Source organism: Stenotrophomonas sp. C3(2023), assembly GCF_032911385.1.
Taxonomy (GTDB): domain Bacteria; phylum Pseudomonadota; class Gammaproteobacteria; order Xanthomonadales; family Xanthomonadaceae; genus Stenotrophomonas.
The window spans coordinates 460,436-482,618 of record NZ_JAWJLO010000001.1 but is presented as its reverse complement, the minus strand read 5'-3'; the positions used below and the strand labels follow the sequence as shown (position 1 = coordinate 482,618).

Annotated in this window: 20 protein-coding genes and 1 pseudogene; 9 read left to right on the top strand and 12 right to left on the bottom strand. The window is 66.1% G+C overall.

The features are described 5' to 3' along the window. From RZA67_RS01995 to RZA67_RS01970, 6 genes and pseudogenes are all read right to left on the bottom strand, one after another. Positions 1 to 289 (bottom strand): annotated as a pseudogene (locus tag RZA67_RS01995) (hypothetical protein); the annotation flags it as partial. Positions 290 to 375: 86 nt separating this feature from the next. Further along, a complete protein-coding gene (locus RZA67_RS01990) occupies positions 376 to 858 on the bottom strand; it encodes an ESPR domain-containing protein (protein ID WP_317210848.1) in 483 nt (160 codons plus the stop codon). A 238-nt stretch (positions 859 to 1,096) separates the two neighbouring features. Continuing rightward, a complete protein-coding gene (locus tag RZA67_RS01985) occupies positions 1,097 to 2,356 on the bottom strand; it encodes a carbohydrate porin (RefSeq protein WP_317210847.1) in 1,260 nt (419 codons plus the stop codon). 190 nt (positions 2,357 to 2,546) lie between these two features. Further along, positions 2,547 to 3,140 carry a M23 family metallopeptidase gene (locus tag RZA67_RS01980; RefSeq protein WP_317210846.1) on the bottom strand — a complete coding sequence of 198 codons (594 nt, stop codon included), beginning with the start codon at positions 3,138 to 3,140 and terminating at the stop codon, positions 2,547 to 2,549. Between the two features lie 72 nt (positions 3,141 to 3,212). Beyond that, entirely contained in the window at positions 3,213 to 3,551 is a 339-nt protein-coding gene (locus RZA67_RS01975; protein ID WP_317210845.1) for a hypothetical protein, read from the bottom strand. Between the two features lie 405 nt (positions 3,552 to 3,956). Beyond that, a complete protein-coding gene (locus RZA67_RS01970; protein ID WP_317210844.1) occupies positions 3,957 to 4,433 on the bottom strand; it encodes a YetF domain-containing protein in 477 nt (158 codons plus the stop codon). Between the two features lie 162 nt (positions 4,434 to 4,595). Between RZA67_RS01970 and RZA67_RS01965 the strand changes: the two genes are divergently transcribed. Next, a complete protein-coding gene (locus RZA67_RS01965) occupies positions 4,596 to 5,102 on the top strand; it encodes a hypothetical protein (protein WP_317210843.1) in 507 nt (168 codons plus the stop codon). Between the two features lie 586 nt (positions 5,103 to 5,688). Here RZA67_RS01965 and RZA67_RS01960 read toward each other — a convergent pair. Both RZA67_RS01960 and RZA67_RS01955 read right to left on the bottom strand, forming a co-directional pair. Then, complete coding sequence (locus tag RZA67_RS01960; protein WP_317210842.1) at positions 5,689 to 6,123, bottom strand: hypothetical protein; 435 nt, start codon at positions 6,121 to 6,123, stop codon at positions 5,689 to 5,691. 370 nt (positions 6,124 to 6,493) lie between these two features. Next, positions 6,494 to 7,630: a DUF6531 domain-containing protein gene (locus tag RZA67_RS01955; protein WP_317210841.1), complete on the bottom strand. Its 1,137-nt coding sequence runs from the start codon at positions 7,628 to 7,630 to the stop codon at positions 6,494 to 6,496. Positions 7,631 to 7,896: 266 nt separating this feature from the next. On the opposite strand from RZA67_RS01955, the gene aroQ reads away from it, so the two are divergent. Genes aroQ through accC form a run of 3 tightly spaced genes read left to right on the top strand, consistent with a single transcriptional unit; the run spans position 7,897 to position 10,250 of the window. Next, positions 7,897 to 8,340 (top strand): type II 3-dehydroquinate dehydratase, encoded by a 444-nt coding sequence (aroQ, locus tag RZA67_RS01950; RefSeq protein ID WP_317210840.1) that lies wholly within the window; start codon positions 7,897 to 7,899, stop codon positions 8,338 to 8,340. A 55-nt stretch (positions 8,341 to 8,395) separates the two neighbouring features. Continuing rightward, complete coding sequence (gene accB / locus RZA67_RS01945; protein WP_317210839.1) at positions 8,396 to 8,872, top strand: acetyl-CoA carboxylase biotin carboxyl carrier protein; 477 nt, start codon at positions 8,396 to 8,398, stop codon at positions 8,870 to 8,872. A 10-nt stretch (positions 8,873 to 8,882) separates the two neighbouring features. Continuing rightward, positions 8,883 to 10,250 (top strand): acetyl-CoA carboxylase biotin carboxylase subunit, encoded by a 1,368-nt coding sequence (accC, locus tag RZA67_RS01940; protein ID WP_317210838.1) that lies wholly within the window; start codon positions 8,883 to 8,885, stop codon positions 10,248 to 10,250. Between the two features lie 99 nt (positions 10,251 to 10,349). On the opposite strand, the gene RZA67_RS01935 is transcribed toward accC, so the two are convergent. Both RZA67_RS01935 and RZA67_RS01930 read right to left on the bottom strand, forming a co-directional pair. Continuing rightward, complete coding sequence (locus RZA67_RS01935) at positions 10,350 to 10,718, bottom strand: hypothetical protein (RefSeq protein WP_317210837.1); 369 nt, start codon at positions 10,716 to 10,718, stop codon at positions 10,350 to 10,352. Next, the gene (locus tag RZA67_RS01930) at positions 10,715 to 11,674 is read right to left on the bottom strand and encodes a hypothetical protein (protein WP_317210836.1); all 960 of its coding nucleotides are present in this window, start codon (positions 11,672 to 11,674) and stop codon (positions 10,715 to 10,717) included. The genes RZA67_RS01935 and RZA67_RS01930 overlap by 4 nt, the downstream gene beginning before the upstream one ends. Positions 11,675 to 11,824: 150 nt before the next feature. On the opposite strand from RZA67_RS01930, the gene prmA reads away from it, so the two are divergent. The 5 genes from prmA (at position 11,825) to purD (ending at position 16,987) form a co-directional block, all read left to right on the top strand. After that, on the top strand, positions 11,825 to 12,745 hold the full coding sequence (gene prmA / locus RZA67_RS01925; protein WP_317213776.1) for a 50S ribosomal protein L11 methyltransferase: 921 nt from the start codon (positions 11,825 to 11,827) through the stop codon (positions 12,743 to 12,745). 31 nt (positions 12,746 to 12,776) lie between these two features. Continuing rightward, a complete protein-coding gene (locus RZA67_RS01920) occupies positions 12,777 to 13,556 on the top strand; it encodes a DUF3426 domain-containing protein (RefSeq protein ID WP_317210835.1) in 780 nt (259 codons plus the stop codon). Between the two features lie 117 nt (positions 13,557 to 13,673). Beyond that, positions 13,674 to 13,949, top strand: coding sequence for a DNA-binding transcriptional regulator Fis (gene fis, locus RZA67_RS01915; protein ID WP_317210834.1), 276 nt, complete (start codon positions 13,674 to 13,676; stop codon positions 13,947 to 13,949). 113 nt (positions 13,950 to 14,062) lie between these two features. Continuing rightward, a complete protein-coding gene (purH, locus tag RZA67_RS01910; protein ID WP_317210833.1) occupies positions 14,063 to 15,646 on the top strand; it encodes a bifunctional phosphoribosylaminoimidazolecarboxamide formyltransferase/IMP cyclohydrolase in 1,584 nt (527 codons plus the stop codon). A 57-nt stretch (positions 15,647 to 15,703) separates the two neighbouring features. After that, positions 15,704 to 16,987: a phosphoribosylamine--glycine ligase gene (gene purD / locus RZA67_RS01905; protein ID WP_317210832.1), complete on the top strand. Its 1,284-nt coding sequence runs from the start codon at positions 15,704 to 15,706 to the stop codon at positions 16,985 to 16,987. Positions 16,988 to 17,141: 154 nt separating this feature from the next. Here purD and rpoH read toward each other — a convergent pair whose 3' ends face one another. Next, positions 17,142 to 18,017 (bottom strand): RNA polymerase sigma factor RpoH, encoded by an 876-nt coding sequence (gene rpoH, locus RZA67_RS01900; protein ID WP_317213775.1) that lies wholly within the window; start codon positions 18,015 to 18,017, stop codon positions 17,142 to 17,144. A gap of 523 nt (positions 18,018 to 18,540) precedes the next feature. Next, the gene (locus tag RZA67_RS01895) at positions 18,541 to 22,173 is read right to left on the bottom strand and encodes a hypothetical protein (RefSeq protein ID WP_317210831.1); all 3,633 of its coding nucleotides are present in this window, start codon (positions 22,171 to 22,173) and stop codon (positions 18,541 to 18,543) included. Positions 22,174 to 22,183: the final 10 nt, after the last annotated feature.

The window sequence follows — 22,183 nt, the reverse complement described above, 5'->3', positions numbered from 1 at the left end:
TCAGCGTGCGGTTGATCGCCGCACCAGCTGCATCAACGCCAGCGAAGCTGACCGAGGTGCCGGCCTTGTCTCCACCCACGGTGATCGCACCGCTGGTGGCGTCCTGCTGCACCAGGCCGATGCTGCCGGTGATTACACTGTTCTGCAGGGCGAAAAGCTGCGAGCCGTTGACAGCCTCGGTGCTGGTTGCGCTCAGGTCACCGGCGGCCATGTTGACGAGCTTACGTTTGGTGGTGGCGCTGCCGGTCGAGACGGTGTCGTCCTGGTCAGTTTCAGAGTTGATGCCCAAGGCAACACTGTTGGTGTGCTTGCTGGATGCACCATAGCCGATGGCTACACCGCCAATCGAGGTAACGGAGCTCGCATTACCAATTGCTACTGCAGCGCAACGCGTGTCTGCTGCACCACTGACAACCGCACTTCCGCCGATCGCGATTGAACCACCCGCGTGACCGAGGAGGAGGCTCCCATGGCGATCGAGTAATCAGAGGGTGAAGTGCCAGGTGCGCAACCACTGTTGGACTTGGCGTTACTGCCGATCGCGATGTCCCGGAGACCGCCTGCAGTAGCGCCGTCTCCCAGGGATACGCTGGGTGCGAACGTACCCATGCTGGGGCCTGGCACGGTCGCATCTACGCGACTGACACAGCCAAGGCCGTCGTCCGAGAGAGCTTTGCCCGTGGGGCACTTCTGGGGCGCGTCAGCGGCCAGTGCAACACCAACCGGCAGGGTCAAGGCGACAGCCACCGCAACAGCGAGTCGCTTACGGCCCGTTCTGCCGCGGCAGGCAGCCAGTTCATGCGCCACGCTCCAGGTGCCGGTCGCGATGTTGTAGATGAGCTTGTAAACAGCGTTCATGGTCACGTTTCCTGTAAGTGGAGGGCGTTGAACCGGTCATCGCCGGACGTGATCATGTTGATTGCGACAGCTTCTCCGACATATCGGACAGGACTTAAAACGTCACGCGGATTCCAGGACCCACAGAGCCTTTGAAGGATGTCCAACACCTGCGTGGAGCGGGGCTTTGCGCCGCGGTGACGACCAACAGTCGTCACCCTCGGGATCGTCGCTGTTCCGCTTGAATTCAGGCTGTGGCTCAGAAATCGAGCTGGGTTTTCAACCCGATCACACCCGCCGCCTTCTGGTCGCCCAGCCCACCGGGGTGACGGATGTACTGCAATGTTGGCTGCAGGCGCAGTCCGGGTATCACGCTCACGCCGTAGAACACCTCCAGCGCCTGTTCGGGACGGACATCGATACCCGGCGCGGCCAGCTGCCGTGACACGCGCGGGTTGAGCCAGGTCAGCGCCATGCCCGCCCCCAGCTGGTCCTGCGGCCGTGCGGCCAACGGGCCGTTCCAGGTCAGCAGGCCGTACAGCATGCGGTTGATGCGGCTGGTGCGCGCGTCGCCCTGCGCATAGGCCAATTGCGCCCGCAGGCCCTGTTCGTCATCGTTGGCGCCGCCGCTGAGCTTCTGCCCCGCATGGAACCAGCCGCCATAACTGCCACTGCGCATCATCGGCCCAAGGTCACCTGCGGCGTCGACCGGCTGCACTGCGTCGGCCCGCGGCGCGCTGCTGTACCAGCCCCCCACCGAATAGCGCCCCTGCCGGCCGCCGAGCATCGGCTCCCAGCCCAGCTCGACCGGCGTGAGCGTACCCTGCGTGCCCGACGGTGCAAACCGGAAGCCCCCCCCACGGGTGTCGGCGTAACGCGGGTTGAGCTGGTAAACACCCGCGCGCACATACACCTGCGGGTCAGGGCGATACTGCAGACGGCCGCCCCACTGGCTGATCGGCCAGTTGTACCAGTAATCACCGACAAACGAACCAGGCTGGCCACCGCACAGGCCCAGGTACATCGCCGTGCAGTCCAGCGAGGCGAAATCCTCGCCCACACCCACACGGCCGGCCTTGATATCCCAACGGCCATCGGCGCTTTCGTGGCGCAGCCACAGACGGGTCAGTCGGCTGATGTTGCCGCGGCCGTACACCTCCGCGCTCTGCGACAAAAGGCCCAGCCCGGCCCGCCCCCCGACATCACGACCGTCGCGATGGGTGAGCATCACCTGCGCTTCGGTGCGGTCCCAGCCCCACAGTTTTTCCAGGTCCAGCCGCGTGCCCAGCGCCAACTGGCCCGCGTGCGCGCTGGCCCGGCGCTCACCGCCGCGCAGCACGCGCACATCTTCGGAGGTATAGCCCAGGTTGAACTCGACGCCGCTGTCCTGCAACGCGCGGCGTTTGCCGCCCCAGTCGCCGGACAAGCCGTTCTCAGCCGCCTGGGCCGAGGCGCAGCACAGGGTTGCAGTGACCAGCCACGGAACGCAGCGGGTGAAGGAAATCCGGGGATGCGACATGACGTGCTACCTGCAGGGGGGTCGGACGCACGCTGACACCCCCTTGGAGATAACTCAGCCATCAGCCCCGCATTGCGGCTGGACCCGTCACGTTGCATCGCGACCGGCACTTACACAGGGCAACCCGCATTCCCCGTGCACGCCATGTCCGTCACGCCCTCTGCAGCGATTCAGGCGCGGCCAGCCGCCCTCACGGCGCCTGCCAGGCCCGCAGCAGCGGCAGCGGATCGTAGGCGCCATCGGCACCGTAGATGCCCCAGTGCAGATGCGGCGGCGTGCCCTTGGCGTTGCCTGTGTCACCCACATAGCCCAACACCGTGCCGGGCTGCACCACCTCGCCACGTTCCAGGCCCTCGCGCCAGCCGTCCAGATGGGCGTAGTAATAGCGCTCGCGCGCCGGCCCCAGGACCCACACCTGGCGCCCGCCGAGCCCGCTCTCGCGGATGTCGGCCACCACACCGAGCGTGGCGCTGCGCACCGGGGTACCGCGCGAGGCGAAGATGTCCACACCCTCATGGCGACGATCACGGCCGCGCGGCGCGCCGAACGTGTCGGCCACCTGGCGTGCGCGGACACCCTCCACCGGCACCGGCAGCGCGGTGGGTGGTGGCATCCGTACCAGCTCCCACAGGGTGCGCGGCGCCTGGGCCCATTCGCTCTGCCACAGCGTGGCCGCGCCAACGCCAAGCGCGGCCAGCACCAGCAGGCGCACCGCCCATCGGCGCAACCGCCAGGCAAACGAGGTACGCGCCGATGCGCGCGGTGGAGGTCCGGAAGCAGCCATGGGCCCAGCATCGCAAGGCCGGCGTCGCGCGCGCGTGGACGCGTGCGGCACGGCGCGGTCGCTATGCCGCTGCTAGTCCACCGGCGGCATCGGCGACATCATTCCACACGAGGCCCGGTCCACTGCGGCCAGTGCGGCCGACAGCGCCATTACGGCTTCGGCATTGATCTGCGCGAGCACCGAAACCAGCGCATGCAGTGTCGCGCGAATCGGCTCATCCAGTTCCTGCCGTCCACCGATCAGGTCGGTAACCGCGCTGCGCGCAGCCGCCAGCTCATCGGCGCGCATGGCATACCCCGGCACGGGCTCGGCGAGCAAGGCAAGCAGCATTGCCAGACCATCGCGGGCGACCGAACTGAACTCTTCGGTGGCAGCCAACAGACCGGCCAGCGCGCGCAGCGCCGCACCCACCTGGGCACAGCGGTCAAGGGCGCGGTGAGCCCTCTAATCGAGGGGAATGGAGACGAACGGGCTCGGCGAAGCCGACGCTGGGTGCATGGGGTAGCTCCTGGAGTGCAGCCGGAAACACCGCCGACCGAAACCGGGGCGGCGGGCGATACGCGGCAGCGTGCTGCTCCACATCCGCCACCAAGGTGTCGGATATCGGTCGGTGAACGCTGCTGCGCTCGGGCTCGGGCTGCTAAACCCGGTCGCCACTGAGGACGACGTCGCCGACGTTACGGGAAGTGATCAGCACCGTCAAAAGCAGGCGCACAGCCGGGGCCGTAAACGCTGCTGTGCCGCTGGTCCACGGCGGTCACGGCAGAAGTGGCGATGCGGATAACGTCAGTCAACCTTGATACGAAAGCAGTCGCCTCACCGCTCCCGCTTCTGGATGCTGATCTCGCCGGAGGTTTCCAGAATGGCCAGCGCGATATCCGGATGGCCCTCGCAGCCTGAATGCCGCATCGCCACGTCCAGATCCTCCGGCGCGACATTGCAGCGGCGCAACTGCTTCCAGAACACCTCGCCGTCGCGCACCAGAATGACCGGCGTGCCTTCGGCCCAGGCATGCACGCGGTGGCTGCGTGCGGAGAAGAATCCAACCAGCCAGTTCAAGGCAAGCAGCGTGGCCGCCAGGATCAGCCCACCGAGCAGCGAGGTGTCCTCGCCGATCAACGAGTTCTGCACCGCTGTACCCAGTAGCACGATGACCAGCACATCGAAGGGCGTGGTCTGCCCGAAGGATCGCTTGCCACTCAACCGTGTCAGCAGCAGCACCACGAAGTAGACCGCCACCGCACGCAGTACGAACTCGAACCACGGCATGCCCAGCTCGAACAGATCGCTCATCACCACAACGCTCCCGATCGCGATGCCTCCAGATACGCCACCGGCTGTCCACGCCCTGTGACCGACGCTGCCTCGGCTGACCGCCCCGCGCGCGGCCCTCCCGCGCACCGCATCGAACAGCACTGCTACCCTGCTCGCTTTGCACCACTCACGGAGAACACCATGAAAGGACATCTGCCCAGCACCCTGCTGTCACTCACCGCCATCGCCCTCTCACTGACCGCGCTGGTCCAGCTTCATCGCGCAGACGCGCCAGACCGCGTACTGGAAGTGCGCGGTCTGCGGGTCAAGGATGCGGCGGGGGTAACCCGTGTGGAGATCGGCGCCCCCGTGCAGGACCCGATGGTGCTGGGCGAGCGCGGCCCACGCGCAGCCCCCGCATCCGGCGTGGTGCTCAACGGCCCCGATGGCAACGAGCGCGGCGGCTACCTTACCGTCGATGCCGGCGACGAAGCCGTGTTGACCCTCGATGCCGCCGCTACCGGCCAAGAGGTCTTCAAGGTCGTTGCCAACAAGGATGCAGGTGCCTCGCTGTTTGTGATCCACCAGAACGGCGCGGCCGCCATGCTCACGACCTATCAGGGCCAACCCGAGCTGCGCCTTTACGACGAAAACGGTACGCAGACCTGGAGCCAGCCTGCAGCGGGGTCGGGCGAGCCATTGCGATGAGCGTAGCCCAGCCAGGTGTGCGCTTCACGGTGCAGGCGCAGCTCGGCCAGCGGGACCTGCGGCCATCGCTCGGCGACTCCATCGCCTGCACGGTCGCTGCCTCAAAGAGCACGGGCCAATGAGAAAACCAGAAGAACGGCGAAAAGGCCAAAGAAAGCCGGCAAGGAAACGGCGAAGGCGAGCAGAGCCAACCTTCTACTCGTCCCTGAAACCGTGAAGACATGCTTCCACCCTCGGAAAGGATAGCGGCGCGCCAGATGATCGCGTTCGAGTGGCCACGGTGACCCGTACTCCGTCCACAGGTCCTTTCTGTCTCTTCGAAGCTCCAGAACCAGATAGGTTCTAGCGACCAGGCTCACCACGCCCGCACCGACGGAGAGTGCCCATAACGTGTCCCACGTAACGTAAGTCAGCACTCGCATTTCCCCCAGCTGATCGAGCTATCCATTACGAATGGTTAACCCAATGAATAAAGTGCATTCGAGTGCAACTGCTCCGCTCGGGCGGCGAACTGACTGCCATTTTCGTCCCATACCAAGGCGGCAAAAGCAAGCTCACGATATCCGACCCCAGCCAACCTTCAGACTCAAAGACCCTTGCTGGCTCGCGTCCCCAAGAGTAGAAACAAAACCGGCCCGAGCAGAATCCTGAGTGCGTCCACGGCCAACGCTCTTCCTGGCTGCTTCAGCTTTCGGGACATCGCAGCATACCCGAAGAATCCCGGAAAACGCCCAGCGAGTGCTGCATCCCTGTAATGACGACGCGCCATTCTGTAGTCCTGCCTGGCGCACTCGTAGTACCTGGCGTAAGCGAGACTTACCTCAGGCTCCATACGAATCGCCTCTGCTTCCTGGATGTATCGCAGCGCCCCAAGACGTTGATCGCCGCCCATTTTCATCAACGCCCTGGCGAGAAACAGGTACGTAATCGTGTCCGGCGCCAGGCTGACAGCCTTTCGATAGCTCGCGGCAGCACGCTCAAGATCGACGTCCAGCTCCTCACTGCCGATCTCGTACGCCATCCCCCTCATCAAGTACCCCGAGGGGTGCAAGGCAGAATTTTCTGAGCGTACAAGCTCGCTTGATAGCTCCAGCAACTCGTGTGCGTGCCCCTTACGTATCGATTCGCGCGCGATACGATACGGATCTGCATGACTCATGGCGTCGGAGGCCCCCTGTAAATTGTTGTGCCTCGTTGGTTTGCTTCGCGAATTGAGCCCTCTATGACACGCTGCATGCGTTCGATGTCGCTAGGCCACTGATCTGGCTTCTCCTTACTACATAAGCCCATCACAAGACAGGCGTGCAGCACCCCCTCCTGAAACTCCTTAGTTTTGCAGAAGTCCGCACTTCTTCTTGCTGCGTTGGCCGCTACAGCCACTGCTTCAGGCGTCAACGATACGCCACTGGCCGCGGTGGCGCCGGGGGACCGGCAACCAGCTCGGTAGCGCCCACGTCATAGGCGAACAAGAAACGCTCGATACCGCCGCTGTGCTCGGTGCTCACGGCTCGCCGCAGCGCGTCATAGGCGAACGTCGAATACCGCACGCCATTGAACGACTTGCCCGTGAGCGCACCGGCGAAGCGCGCATCTTCGTAGTGGTATTGCACGGTCGTCACCGGCACGCCGGGCAGCTGGGCGCTGGCAAGCCTGGCCCGCCCGTTGCCAAACGCATTGGCGGTGTAACCGTAGTGATAAAGCGTGCCAGCCGGATCGGCGACCTGGACCAGCTGGTCCCCGTTCCAGATCATCTGAACGCTGCGGCCTGATGAGTGGGTTACCGATTGCAGGTATCTGCCAGCGTAGGCGAAGTTCCAATACACGCCCTGCTCGTTGCGGCGTTGGGTGATGTAGCCCTCGACGCTGTACGTCTCCTGCCCACGCTCGTCGTTGAACAGCGTGAAGCTGCCGTCGCCGTGCCGAGAGATATAGGCGACTGGCTGCGCCCGGTCCTCGTACCAGCGCCCACTCGCGGTATCCAACAGGAACTTCACGCGTCGGCCGTCGGGACGCTGCGCCCAGGCCACGTGTTCCCCGTCCGAGAAGGCAAGCGAGTAGTCAAAGCTGCTCAGCCAGTGGTTACCGAACAGGCCGCCGGCTGTCCAGTGATGGTTGTAGACGCGCTGCAGCTGGAGCGGCATCTCCCCCACGGTGGTGAAGTCGGTCTCAACTTCCACCTTGTTGCCGGTATAGAGGACGACCGGGTTGCCTTGCGACTGCGTGCCGGGCTGGTCACCGCCGCAGGGATCCTGCCGATCATCGGTTTCCTGCTCGGGTGCGGTGAGCGCGCCGATGACGAGCGGGCTGATCTGGATGTCCAGATTCGGGCGGAAGTACCATCCCCAGCCGATGCCCTGGGCCATCAGTGGAGCCAGCGCCTGGACGGTGTCCAACGTCTTCGGCGGCGGTTCTTTTTCTTCTTCTTTCGCCTCCCCCGAGCCACACGGGCCCAGGATCAACGCAGCAGCGACGATGAGTGCGAGCGGTCTGCGCAGCGGCAGTGAGGAAGAAACGAGACGCGGCGTCATGCGTGACCCTTCCCGTTTGGTCGATCCATGTTGAAGCGTGAAAGCGGCCTCAACTCCATGAACACAACCATAACCGATTCTGAACGACTTTGCCGTTTCTGGCTTTTTCCGTTACGAAAGGCGCGTGCGCGCTTTCTGTACCGGCTTTGGGGGATCAACAATAAGCCAGTTTCAAACAAACGATTGAAACGCTCGCAACTTCGCCGAACTGGACATTAATTCCGGGTTCCGCCAGACTGCCGCCCTCTCCGGTACCCTTGGTCCCCATGGCGAAACTGCTGGTCCTGCACGGCCCCAACCTCAACCTGCTCGGTACGCGCGAGCCGGGGGTCTATGGCCACACCACCCTGGCACAGATCGACCGGGCGCTGCAGGCGCAGGCGAGCGCTGCCGGGCATGCGGTGCAGAGCCTGCAGTCCAACGCCGAACACGTGCTGGTGGACCGCGTGCAGGCTGCACGCGAGGACGGAACCGCTTTCATCCTGATCAACCCGGCAGCGTTCACGCATACCTCGGTCGCGCTGCGCGACGCGCTGGCGGCGGTGGACCTGCCGTTCATCGAGATTCACCTGTCCAACCCGCACGCCCGCGAACCGTTCCGCCAGCACAGCTACTTCAGTGACAAGGCGGTCGGCGTGGTCTGCGGCTTCGGCGCCGACAGCTACCGCTATGCGATGGACGCGGCGCTGCTGCGGTTGTCCGCCACCTGATCGTCGACACGGGCATACGCCCTCCCTCACCCAGATAAAGAACAAAGAGGCCCTCATGGATCTGCGCAAAATCAAGAAGCTGATCGACCTGCTGGAAGAGTCCAACCTTGCCGAGATCGAGATCAAGGAAGGTGAGGAGTCGGTGCGTCTGTCGCGCGCGCCGGTCGCCGGCTACGCCCCGGCCCCGGCTGCGCCGGTGTATGCCGCTGCGCCGGCCGCTGCTCCGGCGATGCCGATGCAGTCGCCCACCGAGGCTTCCACCGGCGGCACCGCCAAGCCGGGCCCGGCGCTGCCGGAGGGCCACGTGCTGCGCTCGCCGATGGTCGGCACCTTCTACGCCTCGGCAGCGCCGGACAAGCCGGCCTTCGTCACCGTCGGCCAGCAGGTCAAGGAAGGCGAGACCCTGGCCATCATCGAAGCGATGAAGATGTTCAACCCGATTGAAGCCGACAAGTCGGGCACCATCGTCGCCATCCTCGGCGAGAACGGCACGCCGGTGGAGTTCGACCAGCCGCTGTTCGTGATCGGCTGAGGGGCACACCATGCTCGACAAAGTCGTCATTGCCAACCGAGGGGAGATCGCGCTGCGCATCCTGCGCGCGTGTCACACCCTGGGCATCCGCACGGTGGCCGTACATTCCACGGTCGACCGCAACCTCAAGCACGTCGCCATGGCCGACGAGTCGGTCTGCATCGGCCCGGCACCGTCACCGCAGAGCTACCTCAATGTGCCGGCACTGATTGCCGCCGCTGAAGTGACCGACGCCCAGGCGATCCACCCCGGTTACGGCTTCCTGTCCGAGAACGCGGACTTCGCCGAACGCGTGGAGGAATCGGGCTTCATCTTCATCGGCCCGAAAGCCGACACCATCCGCATGATGGGCGACAAGGTCGAGGCGATCCGCGCGATGAAGTCGGCCGGTGTGCCGTGCGTGCCGGGCTCGGGTGGTCCGCTGGGCGATGACATCGTCGCCAACACCAAGATCGCCCGCGAGATCGGCTACCCGGTCATCATCAAGGCCGCCGGCGGCGGTGGTGGCCGCGGCATGCGCGTGGTGCACGCCGAAGCGTCGCTGAAGACCTCCATCGAGACCACCAAGGCCGAAGCCAAGGCGGCGTTCGGCAACGGTGAGGTCTACATGGAGAAGTTCCTGGAGAACCCGCGCCATGTGGAGATCCAGGTGCTGGCCGACGGCCAGGGCAATGCCATCCACCTCGGTGAACGCGACTGTTCCATGCAGCGCCGCCACCAGAAGGTGGTGGAAGAAGCCCCGGCACCGGGCATCAGCGATGCGCAGCGCGACGAGATCGGCAAGGTGTGCGTGGAAGCGTGCATCCGCATCGGTTACCGCGGCGCAGGCACCTTCGAGTTCCTCTACGAAGACGGCCGCTTCTACTTCATCGAAATGAACACCCGCATCCAGGTGGAGCATCCGGTCACCGAGATGGTCACCGGCATCGACCTGGTGGCCGAGCAGCTGAAGATCGCGGCCGGGCAGAAGCTCTCGATCAAGCAGAGCGACGTGGTGCTCACCGGCCACGCCATCGAGTGCCGCATCAATGCCGAAGATGCCGAAACCTTCGTGCCCAGCCCCGGTGCGATCACCGCCTTCCACCCGCCGGGTGGACCGGGCGTGCGCGTGGACACCCACATCTACGCCGGGTACCGCGTGCCGTCGAACTACGATTCGATGATCGGCAAGCTGATCGTGCACGGCCCGGACCGCGAGACCGCCGTGGCCCGCATGCGGGTGGCGCTGAGCGAGATGGTGGTGGACGGCATCAAGACCAACGTGGCCCTGCAGCAGCGCATCATGCGCGACAAGGGCTTCCAGGCTGGTGGGCAGAACATCCACTACCTGGAAAAGCGTCTGGCCGAGCGCAAGACCAAGTCGATCGCGCTGACCTGATCAGCGCCGGCGCGACGGATACGGAAAGGGCGGGGATATCCCCGCCCTTTCTTTGTCCGGGCTTGTAAGGCGTCGCCGGGCGGGCCCGGCAGAAGCCGGTCAGCGCCTGGGTTCGGCGGCCATCTGGCTGCCGGGCACCGGGCGCACGCCATTGGGCGATGTCGGGTCGACGATCATCATCGTTTCGGTCGAACCATCCGGCCAGACCACCTGGAAGGTGCTGCCGGCCGGCAGCGAGGAGAACGGCAGGCCGCTCTGCGCGCGGTACACCGCGGCAACCTGGCTGGCGCCGGCACTGCGCACTTCCGGCTGCGACTGCACCTTGGTCAGCTCGACCTTGGACAGCAGCCGGTAACGGTCTTCGTAGGTATCGATCATCAGCAGGCCCACTGCGCCGGCCGAGTACGCCACAAACAGGGCAACCCAGAACCAGAACTTGGCACCGTGCAGAAAACGACGGTAGTTCATTGCCCTTCCCTCTTGTCCACCAATTGCCTGACCCACTCTCTCAACCTCCCCGTACCCTGCCGCGCGACGGCAGCGTCATAGACAAAATCGGTGAAGTCCTGTCCTGCGTCCTGCGTGCAGATCCCACCATTTGCGCAAAAACTGTTCATCAACAGGCTCTGCGGTCCGCAGGCCATGCCAAGCTCACATGCCGCCACCCGCCAGGCAACTTCAGTCAGCGGGTCGCCTGCCACCATGCCCGCCAGTGCCTTGTCACCTGCCGCGCGCAGGCCCATCGCCGGGGCCAACGCCATGTAGGCCTCCGGGTCGCGCGAGTCCATCACCCGCTGGACCAGCGCACGCCGGTAGGCCCCGCCTTCGTGCAGCGGCTGGCCGTCCGCCCACAGTGCCGCTTCGGCCGCCAGACTTCCGCCCGCTGCCGCCTGCTGCCGCTGCTGGGTGACCAGCGCGTAACCCAGGCCATCGCTGGCCACAAACCCGCCACAACGCGCGGCCACGCGCTGACGTGCGGCGGCCATGGCCGTCGAGGTCGCATCGCCCAGACCGGTCAACACGTGGTTGTCCAGCTGGTAGCCGCCTGGATCCATCGCGTACTGACTGCAGTAGTCGTAAACGCGGCTGAGCATCCAGCGTGCTTCCACATTGCCGCCGTCGGCCTGCATGCCAAGCCGCTGTGCGTACGCGTACAGGTCGGTGTCCCCTTCAATGTCCGCGCGGATGTCCAACGGCAGACCCGAGGGCAACGCGTTGCTGCGCTCGCGCGGTGTGGCCGCACGCAACGCCGCACCGACCGGAGCTGACGCCATGGCGCTGACCGGCAGCTCGCTGGCCAGGCTCGCCGAGGCCACCGGCGCGGTGTGCTGGGCGTGGCTGCCCAGACGCAGCCCCGCTACCCCGAGCAGCACGACGGCAGGCACGACCAACAGCCAGGTTTTCAGCGCAGGCGCGAGAGCCATGGAAGCCAAAGGACATCAGATTAGGCGGCGAGTTTAGCAAGGCCTATGGGATGCGTCTGAATCCGCGACACAATTCTCATCACAGACCGAGATTGGGCCTGCGCTGCCGGATCGTCTAGCATGCTCATCTTTACCAGGCCGACCCGCCCCATGCCGTTCCTCGAACTTACCCTGCGCTGCACCGAAGCGACCCAGCCCCGTTACGAGAACGCGCTGGAGGACGTTGGTGCGCTGGCGGTCACCCTGCTCGACGCCGAGGCGGACACCAGCAACGAACAGGCGATCCTGGAACCGGGCGTGGGTGAGACCCCGCTGTGGGACACGCTGGTGCTGAGCGCCCTGTTCCCGGCCGATACCAACGGGCTGGCCCTGCTGGCCGCGCTGGAGGCATTTGACGCCGGCCTGGATTGGGGCAGCGCCAGCTTCCGCGCCGTCGAGGACGAGGACTGGGAGCGCGCCTGGCTGGACCAGTTCGAGCCGCTTTCGTTTGGTGACCGCACCTGGATCGTGCCGTGGAATCATGAGCTGCCCGAGGCAGCACAGTCGGCGGAGGCGGCCGTGGTACGCCTGGACCCGGGCCTGGCGTTCGGCTCGGGTACCCACCCCACCACTGCGCTGTGCCTGCGCTGGCTTGACGGGCTGGCCGCGCAGGGTCTGCTGCGCAACCAGCAGGTCCTCGATTTCGGCTGCGGCTCGGGCATCCTGGCGCTGGCGGCGCTGAAGCTGGGCGCTGCCCAGGCCATCGGGGTGGACAACGACCCGCAGGCCCTGATCGCCACCGCCGACAACGCCGAACGCAATGGCGAGCAGGCGCGCATGCAGGTCTACCTGCCGCAGGACGAGCCGGTGGCCACCTACCCGGTGGTGGTGGCCAACATCCTCGCGTCGGCGCTGGACGCGCTGGCCGAACTGCTGGCCGCCCGGGTGGCGGCCGGTGGCCGCATCGCCCTGTCGGGCATCCTGCACGGCCAGGAGCAGGAGCTGCTGGAACGCTATGCCACCTGGTTCGACCAGCTCGAGGCCACCCAGGATGGCGACTGGATGCGCATCACCGGCGTGCGCCGTGCTTGAATGAGCGCTGGTACCGCGTCCGCCCGCCTGCATGACTGAGCCGACCCCGCCCCGCCGCCCGCTGGCCACCTTCCTGCGACCACGACCTGATGCCGGCGAGGCGCAGGCTGTGCCGCAGCCGGACGAGCAGCACGTGCAACCTGAAGGCACTGTTGCGGACCGGCCTGCCGTGGCGCTGTTGCCTGAAGCGGCGACGGCTGACGATACGGTGCCGGGTATACGCGCGGTGGCCGAGGCGCCAGCAGTCGAATCGGATGTGGAACATTCTGCGCCGGTGGCTGCGCCGCTCGCACCGCCTGCCAGCGGCGCCCCCGGCTTTCTGCGTGCACCGCAGGCACGCCTGCCTCCACCGCGCTGGCACTGGGCGGCCGTGGCCGTGCTGGGTGCGCTGCTGCTGCTGCAGATCGCGGTGGCCGACCGTACGCGGCTGGCCGCTGACGCGGCAACCCGGCCTGCGATCTCGGCGCTGTGCGGCCTGCTCGGCTGCAGCCTGCCGGCCTGGCATGAGCCCGGCGCGTTCACCATGACCAGCCGCGATGTGCGGCCGGTGCCCGGCCAGCCCGGCGCGCTGCAGGTGCAGGCCAGCATCCGCAACGACGCCCGCTGGACGCAGGACTGGCCCACGCTGCGCCTGTCGCTGTCCGATGCCGATGGCCGGGTCATCGGCAGCGCCGTATTCACGCCGGCGCAGTACCTGCCCAGCGCGGCAGACCATGCCACCGGCCTGGAGCCGGGGCAAAGCGCCCAGCTGGCCTTCCAGGTGCGCGAGCCGGCCGCGTCGACTGTCGCCTTCAGCTTCGAGTTCCTGTAACACCGGTCCGGCTCCGGCGCCAGCCGTGCAGCCCGGCGCGGCTCGCGCTAGACTGGCCGCCTCACCTTTGTACGCCAGCGACCCGTTCGGGAGCCGGCCTCCAGATCGGGATTTCCCTTGAACGTTGCGCTCTCTCGTCCTGACACCAGTCGTGGCGCTGCCCGGCCGCCGCTGCGCGAACATGTGGCCCAGTCGGTGCGCCGCTACCTGCGGGACCTGGACGGCTGCGATGCGGACGACGTCTACGAGATCGTGCTGCGCGAGATGGAGATTCCGCTGTTCGTGGAAGTGCTCAACCACTGCGAAGGCAACCAGAGCCGCGCGGCGGCGATGCTGGGCATCCACCGTGCCACCCTGCGCAAGAAGCTCAAGGAATACGGCATCAGCGCCTGAGGCGCGGATGCGGCAGCATCGGCCCTGGTGCCGGTGGGTGACGAGCGTTGGTCGTCACGCCCTCAGCGAGCGCCTACAATAACGGCCCCGCTCGCTGCCCACTGCCCTGCCCCATGAGTGCTGACCTGCTGCCCGTCCGTCGGGCCCTGCTTTCTGTTTCCGACAAGACCGGCCTGATCGAACTGGCCACGGCGCTGGCTGGCCGCGGTGTGGAACTGCTGTCCACTGGTGGCACCGCCAAGGCACTGCGCGAAGCGGGGCTGGCGGTCAAGGATGTCGCCGATGTGACCGGCTTCCCGGAAATGATGGACGGGCGGGTCAAGACCCTGCATCCGATGGTGCACGGCGGCCTGCTCGGCCGTGCAGGTCTGGATGATGCGGTGATGGCCGAGCATGGCATCGGTGCCATCGACCTGCTGGTGCTGAACCTGTACCCGTTCGAATCGGTCACCGCCAAGGCCGGCTGCACGCTGGCCGATGCGGTGGAGAACATCGACATCGGCGGGCCGGCAATGCTGCGCTCGGCAGCGAAGAACTTCGCCCGCGTGGCCGTGGCCACCGACCCGTCGCAGTACGAGGAACTGTTGCGCGCACTGGCCGCCAATGATGGCAGGCTCAGCGCCGCCCAGCGCTTCGCCTTCTCGGTGGCCGCGTTCAACCGCGTCGCCCAGTACGACGCAGCGATCAGCAATTACCTCTCCGCCGTGGCCGCTGCCGATGTGGACGTACCGGTGCGCACCGAGTTCCCCGCGCAGATGAACTCCACCTTCGTCAAGGTGATGGACCTGCGTTACGGCGAGAACCCGCACCAGAGCGGCGCGTTCTACCGCGACCTGTACCCGGTGCCGGGCACGCTGGCCACCTTCCAGCAGCTGCAGGGCAAGGAACTGAGCTACAACAACCTGGCCGACGCCGACGCGGCCTGGGAGTGCGTGCGCCAGTTCGATGCGCCGGCCTGCGTCATCGTCAAGCACGCCAACCCGTGCGGCGTGGCGGTGGGCGCCGGCAACGGCGATGCCTACGAGCTGGCCTACGCCACCGATCCGACCAGCGCGTTTGGCGGCATCATCGCCTTCAACACGCCGCTGGACGCTGCCACCGCCAAGGTGATCCTGGACCGGCAGTTCGTCGAAGTGCTGATCGCACCCGAGTACGAACCGGCCGCGCTGGCGTACGCGCAGAAGAAGGCCAACGTGCGCGTGCTGCGCATTCCGCACGGCGATGGCCTGAACAACTACGACACCAAGCGCGTGGGCTCGGGCCTGCTGCTGCAGTCGTCGGACAACCGCGGCATGAGCCGCGACGAGCTGACCGTGGTCAGCCAGCGCGCGCCCACCGAAAAGCAGTTCACCGACCTGCTGTTTGCCTGGAAGGTCGCCAAGTTCGTCAAGTCCAACGCCATCGTCTATGCCAAGGACAACCGCACCATCGGCGTCGGTGCCGGGCAGATGAGCCGCGTCTACTCGGCGCGTATCGCCGGCATCAAGGCCGCCGATGCCAACCTGGTGGTGGAAGGGTCGGTCATGGCCTCCGATGCGTTCTTCCCGTTCCGCGACGGCATCGACGCCGCCGCCGCCGCCGGCATCGCCGCGGTGATCCAGCCGGGTGGTTCGATGCGCGACGCCGAGGTGATCGCCGCCGCCGACGAACACGGCCTGGCCATGGTGTTCACCGGCGTGCGCCACTTCCGCCACTGATCCATCTGCAAAGCCGGGCATTGCCCGGCTTTTTCCATGCATTCGAGAACCCATTCCATGAAGATCCTCGTCATCGGCTCTGGCGGCCGCGAACACGCACTTGCCTGGAAGCTGGCCCAGTCGGCCCGTGTGGATGAAGTGCTGGTGGCTCCCGGCAACGCCGGCACCGCCACCGAAGCGAAGTGCCGCAACGTAGCCGTCAAGGTCACCGACCTCGATGGACTGCTCGCGCTGGCGCAGAACGAAGGCGTGGCGCTGACCGTGGTCGGCCCTGAAGTGCCGCTGGTGGCCGGTGTGGTCGATCGCTTCCGCGCCGTTGGCCTGCGCATCTTCGGGCCCACCGCCGCCGCCGCGCAGCTGGAAGGCAGCAAGGCCTACGCCAAGGACTTCCTGGCGCGGCACAACATTCCCACCGCGTTCTATGCCGTGCACACCGAGGTGGACGCCGCCCTGGCCTACATCCATGAGAAAGGCGCGCCCATCGTGGTCAAGGCCGATGGCCTGGCCGCCGGCAAGGGCGTCATCGTGGCGATGACCCTGGCCGAGGCCGAGGACGCGGTACGTGACATGCTCTCCGGCAATGCGTTCGGCGATGCCGGCGCGCGCGTGGTGATCGAGGAATTCCTTGATGGCGAGGAAGCCAGCTTCATCTCGATGGTGGACGGCACCTTCGCGCTGCCGATGGCCACCTCGCAGGACCACAAGCGCGTGGGCGACGGCGATACCGGCCCCAACACCGGAGGCATGGGGGCCTACTCACCTGCCCCGGTGGTCACCGAGGCGGTGCATGCGCGGGTGATGCGCGAGGTGGTCAACCCCACCGTGCAGGGCATGATCGCCGACGGCATCCCGTTCACCGGCTTCCTCTATGCGGGGCTGATGATCGATGCCAACGGCGCGCCGAAGGTGATCGAGTTCAATGTGCGCTTCGGCGACCCGGAAACGCAGCCGGTGATGCTGCGCCTGCAGTCGGACCTGGTGGAGCTGGTGGAAGCAGCCATCGACGGCACGCTGGATCAGGTGCAGGCACAGTGGGACCCGCGCCCGTCGCTGGGCGTGGTGCTGGCCGCCCGCCCCTATCCGGACGCGCCGATCACCGGCGAGGTGATTTCCGGCCTGGACGCCGTGCCGACCAGTGCCAAGGTGTTCCATGCCGGCACCGTGCTGGACGCGCAGGGCCAGGTGCTCAGTGCCGGTGGCCGCGTGCTGTGCGTTGCCGCGCTGGGCGGGAGCGTGCGTGAGGCGCAGGCTCATGCCTATGCCGGCGTGGCGGCGATCCGCTGGCCCAACGCGTTCCACCGCACCGACATCGGCTGGCGCGCCATCGCCCGCGAAGGCTGAGGGCCGTGGTAGGTGACGACCGTTGGTCGTCACGGGCAGCGCCAGGATCAAACGTGTGACGACCAACGGTCGTCACCTACCACCGCCGCGCGACGGCACAAAAAAGGCCGCGGTCCCTGGGACCGCGGCCTTCGTCTTTCAGGTCGGGCTGGAATCAGGCCGAGAACAGCGCCTTCATCTTCTTCAGCGCGTTGGCCTCGACCTGGCGGATCCGCTCGGCCGATACGCCATATTCGTCCGCCAGCTCCTGCAGGGTCACCTTGCTGTCCGCATCCAGCCAACGGCGACGGATGATGTCACGCGAACGGGCATCCAGTTCGGCCAGACCCTCGCGCAGCAGCTGCAGCTGGTTGTCCTCGCTGTCGGCGCGCTCATACGCCTGCGACGGCTCCTCGTCGTTGGCGACCAGGTACGCCGCCGGCGACGGCGGTGCGTGATCGTCGTCCTCGTCGCTGGGCGCGTCAAAGCCGACATCGCGACCGGACAGGCGCGACTCCATCTCCAGCACTTCGCGCTCGGAGACATTGAGGTCCTTGGCCACCGCGCTGACCTCGGCCGCGTTCATCCACCCCAGGCGCTTCTTGGATTTGCGCAGGTTGAAGAACAGCTTGCGCTGGGCCTTGGTGGTAGCAACCTTGACGATGCGCCAGTTCTTCAGGATGAACTCGTGCATTTCCGCGCGGATCCAGTGCACCGCGAAGGACACCAGGCGCACGCCCATGTCCGGGTCGAAGCGCTTGACCGCTTTCATCAGGCCGATGTTGCCTTCCTGGATCAGATCACCCAGGGCAAGGCCGTAGCCGTTGTAGCCGCGGGCAACGTGAACCACGAAGCGCAGGTGGGAATGGACCAGCTCGCGCGCAGCGTCCAGGTCCTGTTCGTCGCGGAAACGACGGGACAGATCCTGTTCCTCATCGACCGACAGCACCGGAATCTGGTGCACGGCACCGATGTAGGCGTCCAGCGAACCGAGCGCACTGGGAATCGGGAGATTGTTTGCCACAAGGGCAGTAGAGGTGTTCTGGCTCATGGTGCTCATCTTAGCAGTCCCGGTTTTGGACTGCTAAAGGGGGGAAAAAGTTCCAGCGTTCCGTAGATGGGACACTGGCGCTGACCACCCGTCTACCGTAGCGCGAAATGATGACAGTGGCGAGAGGCGGGCGCTCGGCGAATAATCCTTGATAAAGCAGTGACTTGCACGAGAAATTAGCGGTTTCCAGCGTCATTGGCGGCTGAATGTCGCACCCACCCCTGCCTGCTCAGGTCGTCCAGGTTGTCGGTCGTTCAGCCGGTTGGGACGCGCGTGGTCTGACAGCTGTTGAACTGCCGTTGGGGTGAGACCGACCGTACGCCAATGAGCGCCCCCGCCGCGCTGCGCGCGGTGCGCCGACCGTGGGGTCGGCACTACAAGGCGAAAGCGACGGCGCGTCCCGGTGCACGCCCCCGCCGCGCTGCGCGCGGTGCGCCGACCGTGGGGTCGGCACTACCAGAGCCGCGATCCCCACCGAAGGCACCCGCCCCGCGCTGCCCGGCAGGCTCGCATTTACCGAAGCCTAATAATACCCGGCCAGATTGAGGAAGAAGCCCTTCTGGTCGTACTGCAGCTCGGTCATATCGTCGCTGAACTCGGTGAAGTTGTAACCCAGTCCTACCTTGAAGTTCTCGCCGACGCGCCGGTCCACACCCACCAGCCAGCCCTTGCGCACGCCACCGTCGCGCACCTTTAACCAGCGATGTTCGGCCAGTGCCTCCCACTGCTGGAACAGCCGGTAACGCAGCTGCCCGGCCGCGAAGTCGGCGCGGCTGTCCAGCCACGGCCCCTGGCCGCGTCCGGTGCGGAACTCACCCCAGCGCGAGGCAAACTTGCCGGCCACTTCCCAGCGGTCGGTCACCTGCATCACGCCTTCAAAGGACAGGATCTGTGATTTCTGGTCGTACACCGTCACGCCTTCCTGGCCGAGTGAGGCCACGTCATACAGATAGGTGTACTTGCCGAACGCTGCCCAGCGCGTGTTGTCATGTGGCCGCCAGGCGAAGCCGAGATTGGTTTCGACCAGCTTGGCGTCGGCCACCGGATTGCGCTGGTCCTGGGTGTCGGCGTAGTTGGCCCGCAGCGCGATGCGCCAGTCTTCGTTGATCCTGTACAGCAGGCGATTGGTGGTCACCCACTGCTCGCGGTCTTCCGCGCCTTTGTCGCGGCGGTACTCCAGCTTGCTGTTCCACTGTGTGTTCGCGTCGGTACGCCCGCCGCTCACGCTGTAGGCGCGGCGGTCGACGCTGCCGGTGGTGGCATCCAGGTTGCCGTCCATCACGGTGAAGCCCAGGTTCCAACCCTGCGCCGGATAGAAATCCATGCCGAAGGTGTTGACCAGGCCGGCGGTGTCGTCGCGGCGGTCTTTCAGGTACTGGCTCTCGTTGAATACATTGACCTGGTTGCTCAGGCGCCAACGCTGGCCCAACGTCCAGCCGGTCTGCTGCCGGGTGTTGTACAGCGGATCGGTGGTGGTGCGGTCGGTGCTGTAGCTGTAGTTGCCGTAGAAGCTGTGGTCCGGCGACATCCAGTACTCGGCCTCCACCTTGCCGCCGTCGCCCCGGCTGCCGCTGCTCACCTCGGCCGCCACGCTGGAACGATCACCAAACAGGTAGCGCGCCCCCAGTGTGGCCAGGTCGTTCTTCTCGTAGGCGCCGCCGTCATCGTCCACGGTCAGCTGGCCGATGCCGTACAGCTCCCACTTCGCACCAAAGCGTTGCCGGTAGCTCAGCGCCGCCAGCGTGCCGTCCACATCGAAGCCGGCGTTCTCCTCGCGCACCCGCCGCAGCTCGGCGCCGAACTGTCCGGTATCGCCCAGCCGCCAGTCCATCGTCAGCTGTGACTGCTCCACGGCCACCTCGCCGCGCTCGGCGCGGCTGTGCCGACCGTACAGGCTCAGGTTGTCGGTGAAGTAACCGAGGAACTCGGCACCGTACTCCTCAACGGCCAGGCCGCTGTCCATGCGCGAAACCGAGAACCCGGCATCCACATCGCGCCACCATGCCCCCATGCTCCAGTCCTGTTGCGTCCAGCCGAGTTCGCGCAGGTTGGCGCGTGCTTCGACGGCACGCGCGTCGCCCTTGCGGTTGCCGCTTACCGGGTTGCGCTGGATGAAACTCAGGCCGCCGTTGTCGGAATAGAAGATCGGCGCCGCGGTGGCTTCGCTGCGCGTCTGCTCGATCTTGAGGTAGGTACCGCGCCCGGCCTGCAGGGTGAGGTCGGCGCCGATCAGGCTGTAATCGTCACCGCTGCGGTTTTCATCGACATACGTGCCACCGACGGCCACGTGGTCACCGAACCACTGCTTGCCGCGCACACCTGCACTGACATCGTCGGTGCTGAAGCCCAGTGGCACATATTCGTAGTCCACCAGCAGGATCTGGTCGTAGCCGTCCAGCGGGGTGTCACGGGTCAGGGTACGCACGTTCTCGCGCGTGATCTGCGCAAGCGCACGGGTCAGCAGCAGGCGTCCCTGGATTTCATTGATCTCGTAATCCACGCCTCGGGTCAGCGTACTGCGCACCTCGGTGCGGCCCGTGGTGCGGTCGCGCACTTCCAGCACCACCTGCTCCGAGCCGGGCAGCAGGTCGCCATGGCGCAGGTAGTACAGGCTGCCGCCGGTACCAAGAAACTCACTGTGGCCCAGCGCGGACTGTGCTTCGGACCCGAACGCTTTCACGTAGGAGCGCGGGTCGCCCAGCGGCGTGGTCGCGCGCGAGCGCCAGCTCAGTGCCGCACCATACAGCGAGCGCACGTACTGACCATATTCGGTACCGGTGAAGCCGGTGGCGAAGTTGCCCCACAGCGCCTGGTTCTGGCCCCAATCCACGCGCACATAGAGCTTGCCCTGCGTGTCCACGTCGCGGTAGGTCATCGAATCATCGCCGTACACAGGGTAATACTGCTCAGGGTCCAGACGCCGGAACACGTCGCGCGCGTCGGCGTCGAGGAAGCCGCTGAACAGCCGCTTCAGTTCGCGGTCGTAGGTGTCGGCCTGTGCGGTCACCACGTACTTGCCGCGCATCTTGCTCTTCAGATAGAACGCCAGGCGGCCCTCGCTGAGGAAGCCATCGTCACGGTCGCGGTCGGCCACCAGCGGGTCGAGGTTGCCGCTGGCAGTGTTCTTCGAGAGGGTCACATCGGCCAGCGCGACCAGGAACCGGTAACTGCCGGTCACATTGACCGCCAGATCGCGGGTCACCGGGGGCACGCCCTGGGCTTCCACCTGCACCTGGTACTGATGCTGGCCCATGGGTTCAAGGAACTCGGCAGCGAATTTCTGTTCCAGATCGACCGGGAAACTCTGGCCGTTGATCAGCACGCGGGCATTGGGCGGCAGGCCACGGCCGTAGATGCGTACGCGCGAGCCGTAGATGGGTATGTTCTGCTGGCGCAGTGCGTTCTGGCCGTAGATGGCATTGGTGAGCTGCTCATCGCGGGCTTCGTCTCCCTGCAGTACACGTCCCAGCGTGCGTTGGACGTTGTCCCGTACCAGCTGGGTACCGCGCTCGTAGTCGGTGGGCAGCACCAGCTGGAAGGTCTGCGGGCGGGTTTCGTCGAAACTGCCGTCGGCGCCATACGCACGCGCGATGTAGAGCAGTTCGTCGCCGACGCGCAAGTTGAGGTTGGAAGGCAGCTGGCCGTCCCATTCGGTGTTGGCCACATAGTCCACGGGCATGTCGATACGCGCCAGCGGTGTGACCAGGTCCAGGTCGGACGCGCGGTAGATGACGATCTCGATGCGCTCGATGAACGAGGCGTAGTTGTTGTAGCCGTGGAAGCGCAGTGGGCGGGTCAGCTGGCCGTTCTCGAACGGGACCATCGAGGCGCCCTGCACGTTGAGCACCGGCGCTGACAGCGAAGGGTCTTCGGTTGCCCAGACCACCGCGCCGTCCGGCAGCTCGGTGACGAACTGCCCACCCGGCGCAGGCACGGGGCGTGTGCCGGGCGTCGGCGCGGCATCATGGACCTGCAGCAGCAGGTCGTTGCCACGACGGCAGCCGTCGGCGCCACACAGTGTCTGCGGTGGGGCTGCGTCCACCGCTGCAGGCGGCGGCAGCGGTGCGGCGGTGGGCGCGATCTCCTGGGCATGACCGGCCTGCAGCCACAACGCGAGGACGGTGATCAGGGCACTCAGCGGCATCTTGTTGAGCATCGTCGTGTCC

What these genes read in the sequence shown, in the direction of transcription:
- RZA67_RS01990 (WP_317210848.1), bottom strand. Translation starts at nt 858, where the DNA reads ATGAACGCTGTTTACAAGCTCATCTACAACATCGCGACCGGCACCTGG.
- RZA67_RS01985 (WP_317210847.1), bottom strand. Translation starts at nt 2,356, where the DNA reads ATGTCGCATCCCCGGATTTCCTTCACCCGCTGCGTTCCGTGGCTGGTC.
- RZA67_RS01980 (WP_317210846.1), bottom strand. Translation starts at nt 3,140, where the DNA reads ATGGCTGCTTCCGGACCTCCACCGCGCGCATCGGCGCGTACCTCGTTT.
- RZA67_RS01970 (WP_317210844.1), bottom strand. Translation starts at nt 4,433, where the DNA reads ATGAGCGATCTGTTCGAGCTGGGCATGCCGTGGTTCGAGTTCGTACTG.
- RZA67_RS01965 (WP_317210843.1), top strand. Translation starts at nt 4,596, where the DNA reads ATGAAAGGACATCTGCCCAGCACCCTGCTGTCACTCACCGCCATCGCC.
- RZA67_RS01960 (WP_317210842.1), bottom strand. Translation starts at nt 6,123, where the DNA reads ATGGCGTACGAGATCGGCAGTGAGGAGCTGGACGTCGATCTTGAGCGT.
- RZA67_RS01955 (WP_317210841.1), bottom strand. Translation starts at nt 7,630, where the DNA reads ATGACGCCGCGTCTCGTTTCTTCCTCACTGCCGCTGCGCAGACCGCTC.
- aroQ (WP_317210840.1), top strand. Translation starts at nt 7,897, where the DNA reads ATGGCGAAACTGCTGGTCCTGCACGGCCCCAACCTCAACCTGCTCGGT.
- accB (WP_317210839.1), top strand. Translation starts at nt 8,396, where the DNA reads ATGGATCTGCGCAAAATCAAGAAGCTGATCGACCTGCTGGAAGAGTCC.
- accC (WP_317210838.1), top strand. Translation starts at nt 8,883, where the DNA reads ATGCTCGACAAAGTCGTCATTGCCAACCGAGGGGAGATCGCGCTGCGC.
- RZA67_RS01935 (WP_317210837.1), bottom strand. Translation starts at nt 10,718, where the DNA reads ATGAACTACCGTCGTTTTCTGCACGGTGCCAAGTTCTGGTTCTGGGTT.
- RZA67_RS01930 (WP_317210836.1), bottom strand. Translation starts at nt 11,674, where the DNA reads ATGGCTCTCGCGCCTGCGCTGAAAACCTGGCTGTTGGTCGTGCCTGCC.
- prmA (WP_317213776.1), top strand. Translation starts at nt 11,825, where the DNA reads ATGCCGTTCCTCGAACTTACCCTGCGCTGCACCGAAGCGACCCAGCCC.
- RZA67_RS01920 (WP_317210835.1), top strand. Translation starts at nt 12,777, where the DNA reads ATGACTGAGCCGACCCCGCCCCGCCGCCCGCTGGCCACCTTCCTGCGA.
- purH (WP_317210833.1), top strand. Translation starts at nt 14,063, where the DNA reads ATGAGTGCTGACCTGCTGCCCGTCCGTCGGGCCCTGCTTTCTGTTTCC.
- purD (WP_317210832.1), top strand. Translation starts at nt 15,704, where the DNA reads ATGAAGATCCTCGTCATCGGCTCTGGCGGCCGCGAACACGCACTTGCC.
- rpoH (WP_317213775.1), bottom strand. Translation starts at nt 18,017, where the DNA reads ATGAGCCAGAACACCTCTACTGCCCTTGTGGCAAACAATCTCCCGATT.
- RZA67_RS01895 (WP_317210831.1), bottom strand. Translation starts at nt 22,173, where the DNA reads ATGCTCAACAAGATGCCGCTGAGTGCCCTGATCACCGTCCTCGCGTTG.